11 protein-coding genes and 1 pseudogene are annotated in these 12,917 nt (G+C 68.1%); 6 read left to right on the top strand and 6 right to left on the bottom strand.

The genetic code is table 11. From position 1 onward, the window contains the following. The 4 genes and pseudogenes from AC1DK4_RS13515 to AC1DK4_RS13500 form a co-directional block, all read left to right on the top strand. The coding region (locus tag AC1DK4_RS13515; RefSeq protein WP_441649836.1) for a citrate/2-methylcitrate synthase at positions 1-306 on the top strand (306 nt) is incomplete at its 5' end. Between the two features lie 118 nt (positions 307-424). Then, positions 425-3,022, top strand: coding sequence for a Fe/S-dependent 2-methylisocitrate dehydratase AcnD (gene acnD, locus AC1DK4_RS13510; protein ID WP_441613567.1), 2,598 nt, complete (start codon positions 425-427; stop codon positions 3,020-3,022). Between the two features lie 67 nt (positions 3,023-3,089). Further along, entirely contained in the window at positions 3,090-4,280 is a 1,191-nt protein-coding gene (gene prpF / locus AC1DK4_RS13505; protein WP_441613566.1) for a 2-methylaconitate cis-trans isomerase PrpF, read from the top strand. Between the two features lie 68 nt (positions 4,281-4,348). Next, a pseudogene (locus AC1DK4_RS13500) lies at positions 4,349-4,633 on the top strand (asparaginase domain-containing protein); the annotation flags it as partial. Between the two features lie 235 nt (positions 4,634-4,868). On the opposite strand, the gene AC1DK4_RS13495 reads toward AC1DK4_RS13500, so the two are convergent. Next, on the bottom strand, positions 4,869-5,318 hold the full coding sequence (locus tag AC1DK4_RS13495; RefSeq protein ID WP_441613565.1) for a PaaI family thioesterase: 450 nt from the start codon (positions 5,316-5,318) through the stop codon (positions 4,869-4,871). A gap of 132 nt (positions 5,319-5,450) precedes the next feature. Here AC1DK4_RS13495 and AC1DK4_RS13490 point away from each other — a divergent pair, with 132 nt between their 5' ends. Next, complete coding sequence (locus AC1DK4_RS13490) at positions 5,451-6,059, top strand: TetR/AcrR family transcriptional regulator (RefSeq protein WP_441613564.1); 609 nt, start codon at positions 5,451-5,453, stop codon at positions 6,057-6,059. Here AC1DK4_RS13490 and AC1DK4_RS13485 read toward each other — a convergent pair. Continuing rightward, positions 6,056-6,529, bottom strand: a complete 474-nt coding sequence (locus tag AC1DK4_RS13485; RefSeq protein WP_441613563.1) for a PaaI family thioesterase — start codon at positions 6,527-6,529, stop codon at positions 6,056-6,058. The genes AC1DK4_RS13490 and AC1DK4_RS13485 overlap by 4 nt on opposite strands. Positions 6,530-6,815: 286 nt before the next feature. Between AC1DK4_RS13485 and AC1DK4_RS13480 the strand changes: the two genes are divergently transcribed. Next, on the top strand, positions 6,816-7,001 hold the full coding sequence (locus AC1DK4_RS13480; RefSeq protein ID WP_441613579.1) for a DUF1289 domain-containing protein: 186 nt from the start codon (positions 6,816-6,818) through the stop codon (positions 6,999-7,001). Between the two features lie 24 nt (positions 7,002-7,025). Here AC1DK4_RS13480 and AC1DK4_RS13475 read toward each other — a convergent pair whose 3' ends face one another. The 4 genes from AC1DK4_RS13475 to AC1DK4_RS13460 all read right to left on the bottom strand — a co-directional run bounded on the left by AC1DK4_RS13475 (position 7,026) and on the right by AC1DK4_RS13460 (position 12,755). Further along, entirely contained in the window at positions 7,026-7,751 is a 726-nt protein-coding gene (locus AC1DK4_RS13475) for an MOSC domain-containing protein (protein ID WP_441613562.1), read from the bottom strand. Beyond that, positions 7,748-8,461 (bottom strand): glutamine amidotransferase, encoded by a 714-nt coding sequence (locus AC1DK4_RS13470; RefSeq protein ID WP_441613561.1) that lies wholly within the window; start codon positions 8,459-8,461, stop codon positions 7,748-7,750. The genes AC1DK4_RS13475 and AC1DK4_RS13470 overlap by 4 nt, the downstream gene beginning before the upstream one ends. A gap of 106 nt (positions 8,462-8,567) precedes the next feature. Next, positions 8,568-11,033 (bottom strand): penicillin acylase family protein, encoded by a 2,466-nt coding sequence (locus tag AC1DK4_RS13465; RefSeq protein ID WP_441613560.1) that lies wholly within the window; start codon positions 11,031-11,033, stop codon positions 8,568-8,570. 288 nt (positions 11,034-11,321) lie between these two features. After that, complete coding sequence (locus AC1DK4_RS13460; RefSeq protein WP_477131583.1) at positions 11,322-12,755, bottom strand: aldehyde dehydrogenase family protein; 1,434 nt, start codon at positions 12,753-12,755, stop codon at positions 11,322-11,324. Positions 12,756-12,917 lie beyond the last annotated feature (162 nt).

Genomic DNA, 12,917 nt, shown 5'->3' with positions numbered 1-12,917 from the left:
GAAGTGGCGCGCAAGCTATCCAGCGACGCCGGCTCGATGAAGATGTTCGACATTGCCGATCGCATTGAAGCCACCATGCAGGATGGCAAGAAGATGTTCGCCAACCTGGACTGGTTCAGCGCGGTGAGCTACCACATGATGGGCGTGCCGACCGCCATGTTCACCCCGCTGTTCGTGATCTCGCGTACCTCGGGCTGGGCCGCGCACATCATCGAGCAGCGCATCGACAACAAGATCATCCGCCCGAGCGCGAACTACACTGGACCGGAGAACCTGGAGTTCGTGGCACTCAAGGACCGCAAGTAACAGTCCGCGTCCGGTTTGCTCCCTGGGCCGCCGCCATGCGGCGCCCGCGGGAGCGGGGGCAGCCTGCCGCAACGCACGGCCACTGCCCCGGATCATGATTTTCTCTCTTCCCTACGAAATGAACACTGCAAACCGCAAGCCGCTGCCGGGCACCAAGCTGGACTACTTCGACACGCGCGCCGCGGTCGAGGCGATCCAGCCGGGTGCCTATGACAAATTGCCGTACACGTCGCGCGTGCTGGCCGAGAACCTGGTGCGCCGCTGCGACCCGGCCACGCTGACCGCATCGCTCAAGCAACTGATCGAGCGCAAGCGTGACCTGGATTTCCCCTGGTTCCCGGCGCGCGTGGTTTGCCATGACATCCTCGGCCAGACCGCGCTGGTCGACCTGGCCGGCCTGCGCGACGCCATCACCGCCCAGGGCGGCGACCCGGCGAAGGTCAACCCGGTCGTGCCCGTGCAACTGATCGTCGACCATTCGCTGGCCGTGGAATGTGGCGGCTTCGACCCCGACGCGTTCGCCAAGAACCGTGCCATCGAAGACCGGCGCAACGAAGACCGCTTCGACTTCATCAACTGGACCAAGAAGGCGTTCAAGAACGTCGAGGTGATCCCGCCGGGCAACGGGATCATGCACCAGATCAACCTGGAGCGGATGTCTCCGGTGATCCATTCGGTGGGCGGCGTGGCCTACCCCGACACGCTGGTGGGTACCGACAGCCACACGCCGCACGTCGACGCGCTGGGCGTGATCGCTATCGGCGTGGGCGGCCTGGAGGCCGAGAACGTGATGCTCGGCCGCGCCTCGTGGATGCGGCTGCCGGATATCGTCGGCGTGGAACTGAGCGGCAAGCGCCAGCCCGGCATCACCGCCACCGACATCGTGCTGGCGATGACCGAGTTCCTGCGCAAGGAAAAAGTGGTCGGCGCCTACCTGGAGTTCCGCGGCGAAGGCGCTTCGAGCCTGACGCTCGGCGACCGCGCGACGATCTCCAACATGGCCCCGGAATACGGCGCCACCGCCGCGATGTTCTTCATCGACGAGCAGACCATCGAGTACCTGCGCCTTACCGGCCGCGAGGACGAACAGATCAAGCTCGTCGAAACCTATGCCAGGACTGCCGGCCTGTGGGCGGACACGCTGAAGAACGCCGAATACGAGCGCGTGCTCAAGTTCGACCTCTCCACCGTGGTGCGCAACATGGCCGGCCCGTCCAACCCGCACAAGCGGCTGCCGACCTCCGACCTGGCCGAGCGCGGCATCGCCGGCAAGTGGGAGGAAACGCCCGGCCAGATGCCGGACGGCGCCGTGATCATCGCCGCCATCACCAGTTGCACCAACACCAGCAACCCGCGCAACGTGATCGCCGCCGCCCTGCTGGCGCGCAACGCCAACGCGCGCGGCCTGACCCGCAAGCCGTGGGTGAAGAGTTCGCTGGCGCCGGGTTCGAAGGCCGTGCAGCTATACCTGGAAGAAGCCGGCCTGCTGCCGGATCTGGAACAGCTTGGCTTCGGCATCGTGGCCTTCGCTTGCACGACCTGCAACGGCATGTCCGGCGCGCTCGACCCGGCCATCCAGAAAGAGATCATCGACCGCGACCTGTACGCCACCGCCGTGCTCTCGGGCAACCGCAATTTCGACGGCCGCATCCACCCCTACGCCAAGCAGGCCTTCCTGGCCTCGCCGCCGCTGGTGGTCGCGTACGCCATCGCCGGCACCATCCGCTTCGACATCGAGCAAGACGTGCTGGGCACCGACAAGGACGGCAAGCCGGTCCGGCTCAAGGACATCTGGCCGAGCGACGAGGAAATCGACGCGATCGTGGCCAAGAGCGTGAAGCCCGAGCACTTCCGCAAGGTCTACGAGCCGATGTTCAACTTCGCGGTCGACAGCGGCGAGCAGATCAGCCCGCTGTACGACTGGCGCCCGCAGAGCACCTATATCCGCCGCCCGCCCTACTGGGAAGGCGCGCTGGCAGGCGAGCGCACGCTCCAGGGCCTGCGTCCGCTGGCGGTGCTGGGCGACAACATCACGACCGATCACCTGTCGCCGTCGAACGCCATCATGCTCGACAGCGCCGCCGGCGAGTACCTGGCGAAGATGGGCCTGCCGGAGGAGGACTTCAATTCCTACGCGACCCACCGCGGCGATCACCTCACGGCGCAGCGCGCGACCTTCGCCAACCCCACGCTGATCAACGAGATGGCGGTGGTGGACGGCAAGGTCAAGAAGGGTTCGCTGGCGCGCATCGAGCCGGAAGGCAAGGTGGTGCGCATGTGGGAAGCCATCGAGACCTATATGGACCGCAAGCAGCCGCTGATCATCGTCGCAGGGGCGGACTATGGCCAGGGCTCCTCGCGCGACTGGGCGGCCAAGGGCGTGCGCCTCGCCGGCGTGGAAGTCATCGTGGCCGAAGGCTTCGAGCGCATCCACCGCACCAACCTGATCGGCATGGGCGTGCTGCCGCTGGAGTTCAAGCCGGGCGTGAACCGCCTGACGCTTGGCATCGATGGCACCGAGGCCTACGACGTGATCGGCGAGCGCGAGCCGCGCGCGGACCTCACCCTCGTCATCCACCGCAAGAACGGCGAGCGCGTGGAAGTCCCCGTGACGTGCCGCCTCGACACCGCGGAAGAAGTGTCGATCTACGAGGCGGGCGGCGTGCTGCAGCGCTTCGCGCAGGACTTCCTCGAATCGACGAAAGCCGCGGCCTGACATAAGGCGGCTTGCGTTCCGGGCGGCACGGCGGCGTGCCGCCCGGTTTCACCAGGACACTATTTCCATGGCCCACGTACCCCAGATCAAGATTCCCGCCACCTACATCCGTGGCGGCACCAGCAAGGGCGTGTTCTTCCGCCTGCAGGACCTGCCCGCGGCCGCGCAGGTGCCCGGCGAAGCGCGCGACAAGCTGCTGATGCGCGTGATCGGCAGCCCCGACCCCTACGGCAAGCAGATCGACGGCATGGGCGCGGCAACGTCCAGCACCAGCAAGACCGTCATCATCTCGAAGAGCAGCCGGCCCGGCCACGACGTCGACTATCTGTTCGGCCAGGTCTCGATCGACCAGCCCTTTATCGACTGGAGCGGCAACTGCGGCAACCTGTCCGCCGCCGTCGGGCCGTTCGCCATCAGCGCCGGCCTGGTCGACCCGAGCCGCATCCCGCACAACGGCGTGGCCACCGTGCGCATCTGGCAGGCCAACATCGGCAAGACCATCATCGGCCATGTGCCCATCACCGATGGCGCCGTGCAGGAAACCGGCGACTTCGAACTCGACGGCGTGACCTTCGCCGCCGCCGAAGTCCAGCTCGAGTTCATGGATCCGGCCGCCGAGGAAGAAGGCGCGGGCGGTGCCATGTTCCCCACCGGCAACCTGGTAGACGACCTCGAGGTGCCGGGCGTCGGCACGCTCAAGGCGACCATGATCAATGCCGGCATCCCGACCATCTTCGTCAACGCCGAAGCCATCGGCTACACCGGCACCGAGCTGCAGGAAGCCATCAACGGCGACGCCAAGGCCCTGACCATGTTCGAAACCATCCGCGCCTACGGCGCGATGCGCATGGGCCTGATCAAGAATATCGACGAGGCCGCCAAGCGGCAGCACACGCCGAAGGTGGCCTTTGTCGCCAAGCCGGCCGACTACGTTGCCTCCAGCGGCAAGCGCGTTGCCGCCGGCGACGTCGACCTGCTGGTGCGTGCCTTGTCCATGGGCAAGCTCCATCACGCCATGATGGGCACGGCCGCCGTGGCCATCGGCACCGCCGCGGCGATCCCGGGCACGCTGGTGAACCTGGCTGCCGGCGGCGGCGAACGCAATGCGGTGCGCTTCGGCCATCCTTCGGGCACCTTGCGGGTGGGCGCGCAAGCCAGCCAGGTCGACGGCGAATGGGCCGTGACCAAGGCCATCATGAGCCGCAGCGCGCGCGTGCTGATGGAAGGCTGGGTACGGGTGCCGGGCGACGCGTTCTGAGTAGTGCCACGGCCGGAGCCCTGACTCCGGCCCGATCGTGCTGCAGTCCGCGGCCCGGCCCATGACCCGCGCGGGCCAGCGCGCCGAGCGAAGCCCGCAAGGCCAATATCGTCATCATCGGCACCGGCGGCACCATTGCCGGCGCGGGCGCCGCCGCCACCAATACCGCCGCCTACCAGTCGGCGGTGGTGCCGGTGGACAAGATCATCGCCTCGGCGCCCGAGATCTCGAAGATCGCCAACGTCAAGGGCGAGCAGGTCTTCCAGATCGGCTCGGAGAGCTTCAATAACGAACGGCTGCTCAAGCTTGGCAAGCGCGTCTCGGAGCTGCGCAAGCAGCCGGACGTGGATGGCGCGCGCCCGGTTAGCCGCGCCCCTATGGCTGGAAGCTCGCAACGCGGCTTTCCAGCCGTTTTCCAGCCGTTTTCCCTCCATTCGAGGGGCTGCCCTGCAAGCACGCACGTTGCCGGAGGTAGCGGGCCTGCACCCACCGGCAGCAACGGAGATGGCACCAACGTGGGCAGGCAAAACACTTGGCCGTTAATTGCGTTAACAGCGCGATCAATCCGCCAACGGCGCGGATGAAAGACTATTTCCCGTCGACGCTGCCCACGGGCACCAGGATGGTCTCGCCCGACGCGACCAGCCGCAGCACGCCGTCGCGCTCGGCGAACACATCGGCCCGCGCGAATATCTGCCGCCTGCCCGCCTTGACGACGCTGGCGCGCGCCACGAAGGCCTGCCCCAGCGCCGGCGCCATGCAATTCACCGAATAGTGCGAAGCCAGTACCGGCCCCGCCACGGTGGTGGCAGCGAAACCGCATGCCGTGTCGACCAGCGCGCCGAGCACGCCGGCATGGAGCAAGCCTGCGTATTGCGTGGCCTCTTCGTGCCACGGCATGCGCAGCTCCGCCTCCCCTTTTTCGGCGCGCACCACCTCGAAGCCCAGCCAGCGATTTAGCGCGGCGGTGCGATTGACGTCCTTGAGTGTCGCCAGTGAATACGCGGCCGTGGCCGGGGCTTCCATGTCTGTCGTCATTACCCTTCCCTCCTTGAATCGATCGGTCAGCAGGTGCCTTCGGCCTGGCTTTAATATAGACCAGTCTATATAATTCCAGCCGTATCGCAACCCCTCCGATGCATCAGGACACCCGCATCAGGACACCCGCCAATGCCAGCCCACGCCAAGCACCGCGACAAGATCGTCCGCGCCGCAGCCGTCCTGTTCCGCCAAAACGGCTACGCGGCCAGCGGCACCAATGACATCGTTGCACTGAGCGGCGCGCCCAAGGGATCGCTGTATCACTACTTCCCGCGCGGCAAGGAGCAGATCGCCGAGGAAGTCATCGCCTACGCCGGCGAACTGGTGCGCGCGACGCTTGCGCGGCTATGCGCCGGGCACGATTCGCCAGCGGCGATCGCAAGGGCCTACGGCACGGCCCTGGCGGGCTGGATGGCGGAGTCGGAATACCGCGACGGCTGCCCCATCTCGACCATCCTGCTGGAGCTTGCGCCCGGGGCCGAAGCCGTCGCCCAGGCCGGCAGGGCCGCGTTTGCTTCGTGGGAAAGCGTGCTGGCGGCGGCATTCGCGACACACGGCATCCCGCCCGCGCGCGCAGCCGGGCTGGCAAGCCTGATGGTCTGCTCGTGGTCCGGGGCGCTGATTCTCGCCCGGGCCGCGCGCAGCCGCGAACCGCTCCTGCGCGCGAGCGAGGAACTGGCGTGCCAGCTCGATGCCGCCGTCCGGGATGCGCGACGGCAGGCAGGCCAGCAGCCTTAGAACAGCGTGGTGCTCATCAGGGCCTTGGCCACGAGCTCGCCCTCGTTTGCACCTTCCGCGTAGAGCGACACCTCGGTAACCACCTGCCTGCGCCCGCGGCGGATCACGCTGGCCACAGCGCGCAGGTTGGCCGCCCTTGCCGCTTCGAGATACTGGATATTCAGCGAACCGGTCGCGCCACCGCGCAAGTGCTCGCCATCGCAGCCGGACACAGCCGCCGCCGCACCCGTCACATCGATCAGCGTGGCGATGACGCCGCCGTGGACAATCTCGCCGACCGTGATATTGGCCGGGCTGAACGGCAGCACCAGCTCGACATGGTCCACCGCCAGCACATCCAGGGCGATGCCCAGCGAGCGGGCCACGGGAGAGCCCATCAGGACTTGCTCCACGAACTGGCGGATGCGCGGGTCGACAGGCGCGGCGGCGGTGCCGGCAGCGCTGGACAGCGCGGTGACGAGGATAGACATGGCAGGCTCCTGGTTGGAAGATCGTGCAGCAGGTGCAGCGTAAGCCTGCCGGAGGCAGCGCTCAATTACGTGGCAGGTAATCAGGATCCGTCATCGCCGGCATCCGGCCGCCGGCATTGCGTCGCCGCACGCCGCGCGACCGGGGATCATGCCCGCCGCCGTTTATAATGTGCGGCCATCCGCCCCGCCTCACCGCCGCATGCCGTCAAACCCGCAAGACACCCGCCAGCCAGCATCGCCCGCCGGCTCTCCCGCCGGCTCTCCCGACACCCGCCGCGACGACAATCTGTCCGACCGCCCCGACAGCCCCTGCATCGGCATCTGCTCGACCCTGTTCGACGAAATCTGCCAGGGCTGCGGCCGCACCGCGATGGAAGTCAGCAACTGGGTCTTCCTGGACGACACGGAAAAGCAGGCCGTCTGGGAGCGCATCACGCGCGAGGGCACCGCGCGCCGCTTCTGCCGCAACTGAGCTTTCCTCCTCCTGCCCCCGGGCTCAGCCGCCCGCCAGCCGCCGCTCCATATCCTCGACTTCGCGCCGTTCCAGCCGCTGGCGAGCCAGCTTGCGCCAGCTTTCGGCAAGTGATGGCAGTACCGCCATATCGGCCAGCGCCACCGTATCGAGCCGATCCACGTACAGCACATGCAGCAAGCGATGCAGGCTCCAGCCGGGGCATGGCCGCTCGACCAGCGCAAGGCAGTCCCCGCCCCCCGCGTCACCCTCTTCCAGCACCCGGTAATACCAGCCGGTGCGCAAGCTTTGCTGGACCGCCCGCGCCATGCCAGCGTGGCCGAAACGGTGGTTCAGCTTCCAGCAGGGCTGGCGCGCCTGCGACACTTCGACCAGCGCCGTGCCGAGGCGGTAGCGGTCGCCGATACAGACCTCTTTCTCGGTAAGGCCGGCGCTGCTCAGGTTCTCGCCGAACGCCCCGGGCAGCGACAGCAACCCGGCGGCGGCAGCGGACAGCGGCGCAAGCTCCCGCCGCCAGGCCGCGTAGTGGTCGAAGGCATAGTGGTGGAGCGCTTTTTCGGGGCCGCCGTGATGCCGGGGGTCGCCCTGCCCGTCGCCGGCAAGGCCGAGCCTGGTGACGCGCACCACGCCCGCCGCCGGCCGCTTGTCGATGCCGCTGGGCACGCCCTTGGGCCCGAAGGGCCGCACGGCGCCGAGCAGGACCTCGTCGATGCGGGTGACCAGCGCCGGCGTTGCGGCAAACCCGCTCACAAGCCGGCCTCTCCCAGCCAGCGCCCGAACATGCGGCGCCCCGCCGCAGCCACATCCGCGCCGATCTCCGCCGTACGCGCACGGATCTCGCGCGGATCGATACCCGCCTTGCCGAGCTCGACGGTATGCCCGATCAGCCAGCCTTCCAGCTCCGCCGGACGGGCCTCGGGATGGAACTGCAGCGCCAGGACCTGGCGGCCGATGGCGTAGGCCTGGTGCGGCACCGCGGCCGTGGAGGCCAGCAGTTGCGCGCCGGCGGGCAGGTCGAAGGTATCGCCGTGCCAGTGCAGCACGTTCCAGCCGGCGCTCTCCAGTTCCGCCAGCGCCGAGTCACGCCCGGCCGCGGTAGGCTGGATCGGCGCCCAGCCGATTTCCCGCGTGCCCGGGTAGACCCGCGCGCCGCACGCACGCGCGATCAGCTGCGCGCCCAGGCAGACCCCGATCACCGGCCGCCCGCCTTCGAGCCGCGCGCGGATGATGTCGATTTCGGCATCCAGCCACGGATAGGCCTCGTTCTCGTATACGCCGATCGGGCCGCCGAGCACAACCAGCAGGTCGGCAGGCTGCGCGGCGACCACGCTCAGGTCGTCGATACCCGCGCGCAGCACTTGCAGGGCGTGCCCGCGCTCGCGCAGGGCGTCGCCCAGCACGCCGGCGTCTTCGAATGCGACGTGCTGTATGACATGGGTGGTGAACCTGGCTTGGGTCATGGCGGTCCCGTCTGGACGATGCAAAGCACCGATCTTAATGGCTTGCGGCGCAAGCCGGCAACGGCTCGCGCCATGACATGCCGCGCGCCGCGGCCAGCCGCCCCGCTCAGCGCGCGCCGCCCTCCGGCTTGAGCACCAGCGTATCGAAGACTTCGTTGCCCGGCGCGCGCCGCCCGGGGGCCATGGTGATGTATTGCACCGAGGCCCATTTGTCGGTCCAGTCGCGGTAGTGGGTGGACATCACGTTGCCCGACTGCCCGGTGGAATCCATGAACCGCGATTCGGCCAGGTCGGAGAGATCGTAGATGGCACGCAGGCTGGCCGCATGCACGCTCTCGAACGGCGCCGCTTCGTCGCGCAGGTTGTGGCGCCCCACATTGACCGTGTAGGTGTCGCCGCCGCTCGGCACCTTCACGTTGAACAGGCCCGCCAGGTAGGGATGCTTGCCGAAGGGCTTGTGCTCGGAGCGCGCAGCGTGCGCCATGCCCCATTGCCAGCGCTCGGGCTTGTCTCCGTAGCGCTGGTCCAGATCGGCAATGGCGCGGCGCCATGCCTTGGCGATGGCGTCATCGCAGTCTTCGTGGGCCGGCGTGGTGCTGTCGTCGCACCAGAATGCGCCGAGCCCGCGGGGGTTGCGCAGCACGTTGAGCATGGGCTGCTGCACGTTGCGCTGCTCCCACAGGCGATTGAACACGGCGTCGCCCACCTTGTCCTCGAACAGCACCCGCGACAGCTCGCGCAGCCAGGCCGTCGCCACCAGCGGCTGCGCCAGCCCGGGCTGCATGTCGCCGTCCCACTGGCGCAACGACTCGAGCAGCGCGCGCTCGCGCGCGGGCAGCGCCGGGCCGCCGGCGAAGGGCGCCGCCAGCAGCAGCGGCAAGGCATCGCGCACCGCCAGCGAGAGCGTGTCTTTCTGGATCGCGCCAAAGCTGTCCATGGTGTGCCGTTCGGTCGCGTCCAGCAGGGTGCGGATGCGCTGGTAACGATAGGGCACGGTCCATTCGCTGGTCAGGAAGTACGGGTAATCGTCCTCCACGATCTTGTGGTTGGCCGTGGCGATGACGCCTTCGGGCGGATTGAAGCGGCGCGGCAACTGATCGAAGGGAATGAAGCCATTCCAGTCGTAGCGCGCATCCCAGCCCGGCGCCGGCGCCAGCCCCTTCAGGTCGTTGTCGGCACGGCGCAGCGGCACACGGCCCGGCGCGATGAAGCCGATATTGCCGTCCACGTCCGCGTAGACGATGTTCTGCTGCGGCGAATGGAAATCGCGCAGTGCCGCCAGGAAGCTGTCCCAGCCGGTGGCCCGGTTCAGCGCGAGCCCGGCCTGGAAGGTGCGGTCGTCGGCGCGCAGCGCGGTCCACTGGAAGGCCACCACGAACTGCGCGCCGAGCGGCGCCGCGGCGGCGGAGACGGGTTCGGCCACGTCGGAAATCACCGGCCCGTGGCGCGTCTCGCGCACGCTCAGGGTCACGTCGGGCGCGCCCTTGACGCGGATGGTCTCGCTGCGCACCGTGAAATCGGCCCAGCCGTCCGGCGTCTGGTAGCGCCGGGTGCTGCCGGGCTGGATTCGTTCGATATACAGGTCCTGCACATCGGGCGCGGTATTGGTGAAGCCCCAGGCAATGCGCTGGTTATGCCCCAGCACCACCAGCGGCGTGCCAGGCAGCGTRGCACCGCTGACATCCAGCCCCGGCGCCTGCAGTTGCGCGAAGTACCACAGCGCCGGCGCCTGCAGGCCCAGGTGCGGATCGTTGGCCAGCAGCGGCTTGCCCGAGCGCGTATGGGCGCCCGATACCACCCAGTTGTTCGAGCCCATGCCCTCCACGTAGCCGGGCGGGGCCTGCTGTTCGACGCGCGCCATGGCGGTGGCCAGCGGCGCCAGGTGCCGGTAGAGGTTGCCGTAGTCCATGGTGCGCGGCGCCCGATCGCCCGGATACGGCGCCAGCAGTTCATTGATGCGCGCGACCGGCAACACCTGCGCCAGCCGCATGCGCAGCGTCTCCTGCGTCCAGTTGCCGCCCAGGTCCCACGCCATCATGGTCTGCCAGGCCAGCGTATCGGCCGGCTCCCAGTGTTCGGGCTTCGTGCGCAGCAGCACGAACTCCGGCGGCAGCGGGCCCTTGCGCGTGTCGATATAGGCGTTGACCCCGTCGGCATAGGCTTGCAGCGCGGCGCGCGTCGCGGGCGTGGAGCTGGCCAGGATGGCCTCGGCATTGCGTCGCACGCCGAGCGTGCGCAGGAAGCGGTCGGCATCGAGTGCTTGCGGCCCGATGATCTCGGCCAGGCGCCCCGACACGATGCGCTTGTTCATCTGCAGTTGCCACAAGCGGTCCTGCGCGTGCACGAAGCCGAGCGCGTAGTAGGCGTCCTCTACGTTGGCTGCCTTGATGTGGGGTACATCGTGACGGTCCCTGACGATGGAGACGCGCTCGCGCAGCCCCGGCAGGCTCAGCGTGCCCGCGGTCTGTGGTTGCGACGCCTGCCGGTACCACACGTAGCCGCCGAGCGCGCCGGCCAGCAGCAGCGCCGCCAGCGCCAATACCAGCCAGGCCAGCCGTTTGAACCAGCGCATCGATCCCTCTCCTCCGCGTGACGGCACGCAGCGCCCGCGGTTATTTATGTTTTTGTCCCAGTGCTGCTGTCTCTTGTCTCTTGTCGCCTTGCGCCGCGCCGGCCTTTGCTCGCATGGCGAAGCGGGCCGGCCAGCGGTCGGAACCCCGGCATTATCGCCGAAGCAGGCACCGCCAGGGCAAGCACCCGCGCCCATGAAAAATGCCCGGACCTGCCGGGCATGCTTCCCTGCTGCGGGCAGTGACGCCGGATTGCGCGCCCTGCCCCGCGCCGATCAAGGCCGGGCGCTTCAGGCCGCCGGCTTCCTCAACTGCAGCGACTTGTACTCGAGGAATTCCTCCAGCCCGTACTTGCCGGCTTCGCGCCCGTTGCCGGACTGCTTGTAGCCGCCGAACGGCGCCTGCATGTTGAACGGGCCGCCGTTGATGTCGACCTGGCCCGTGCGGATGCGGCGAGCCACGCGGATGGCGCGCGCTTCGTCGCCCGACCACACCCCGCCGCCCAGCCCGTAGATGCTGTCGTTGGCGATGCGCACGGCGTCTTCCTCCGTGTCGTAGCAGATGATCGACAGCACCGGGCCGAAGATCTCTTCCTGGGCMACGGTRGCCYKGGGGTCGACRTTGCCGAGCACGGTCGGCTTGACGAAGAAGCCCTTGTCCAGCCCCGCGGGCGCTTCAGGCCCGCCCGCCACCAGTTCGGCGCCTTCGTTGAGGCCGCGCTGGATATAGCTGTTCACGCGCTCTTTCTGCGTAGCGGAAATCAGCGGGCCCAGGCGGCTGGTTTCCTGCAGCGGGTCGCCCACGGTGAAGGCATCGGCCACCTGCTTGGCGATCGCCTTGACTTCGTCGTAGCGGCCGCGCGGCACCAGCATGCGGGTGTGGGCCGAGCAGGTCTGCCCGGAATTGAGGAAGCAGGCGTTGATGGTGCCCTTCACCGCGGCCGCCATGTCCGCGTCGTCGAGGATCACCGAGGCGGACTTGCCGCCCAGCTCCAGCGCCACGCGCTTGACGCTCTGCGCGCCCAGCTCGGAGACGCGCTTGCCGGCACGCGTGGAGCCGGTAAACGACACCATGTCCACCTCGGCGTGGCTGGCCAGCACTTCGCCCACGACGGGGCCGAAGCCGGTGACCAGGTTGAACACGCCCGGCGGCAGGCCGGCGGCTTCGATCACCTCGGCCAGCACGAAGGCGTTGAGCGGCGCCACTTCGGACGGCTTGAGCACGACGGTGCAGCCGGCCGCCAGTGCCGGCGCCACCTTGAGCGTGATCTGATTGAGCGGATAGTTCCACGGCGTGATGGCCGCCACCACGCCGACCGGCTCACGCACCACCAGCGAATTGCCGACCTCCTCCTCGAAGGCGAAGCTCTCCACCAGCTTGGCAGCCTGCGCCCAGTTGTAGACCGGGCCGCCGACCTGGATCGCGCGGGCCAGCTTGATCGGCATGCCGACTTCACCCGCGATCAGTTGCGCCAGTTCCTCGCTGCGTTCCTTGAGGCCCTCCGCAACCTTGCGGATATATCCCGCGCGCACGCTGGGCGGCGTGGCCGACCAGGCGTCGAAGGCGGCGCGGGCAGCCTGGATGGCATCCTCGGCATCGCGCGCATGCCCTTCGGGGATGCGGCCCATGACGGCTTCGGTGGTGGAATGGATGACGTCGATATGGCCGGTGCCATGAGGCGCGACCCACTTACCGTTGATAAAAAGTTTGTCTCGTTGTTGCATGGCCACAGTTTTCAGTTGGGTGAATAGGCGGGTGCAAATTTTGTTACTTTTATGGTGCTCCACATTGTAGAGCGGTTTGGCGCCTCGGTTTTTTGCGGTGCGCCAGCCGCCCCGCACAACGTGGCGATAATCGGCCGACGACGAGCCGAACCCCGGCACAGC

This window comes from Cupriavidus sp. 05N38, assembly GCF_056397345.1.
Note: the sequence above shows the minus strand (reverse complement) of the source record. Positions and strands in the feature narration are given on the sequence as shown.

Bases quoted from the DNA above. Each gene is read 5' to 3' on its own strand.
- acnD (WP_441613567.1), top strand. From the start codon at position 425: ATGAACACTGCAAACCGCAAGCCGCTGCCGGGCACCAAGCTGGACTAC.
- prpF (WP_441613566.1), top strand. From the start codon at position 3,090: ATGGCCCACGTACCCCAGATCAAGATTCCCGCCACCTACATCCGTGGC.
- AC1DK4_RS13495 (WP_441613565.1), bottom strand. From the start codon at position 5,318: ATGACGACAGACATGGAAGCCCCGGCCACGGCCGCGTATTCACTGGCG.
- AC1DK4_RS13490 (WP_441613564.1), top strand. From the start codon at position 5,451: ATGCCAGCCCACGCCAAGCACCGCGACAAGATCGTCCGCGCCGCAGCC.
- AC1DK4_RS13485 (WP_441613563.1), bottom strand. From the start codon at position 6,529: ATGTCTATCCTCGTCACCGCGCTGTCCAGCGCTGCCGGCACCGCCGCC.
- AC1DK4_RS13470 (WP_441613561.1), bottom strand. From the start codon at position 8,461: ATGACCCAAGCCAGGTTCACCACCCATGTCATACAGCACGTCGCATTC.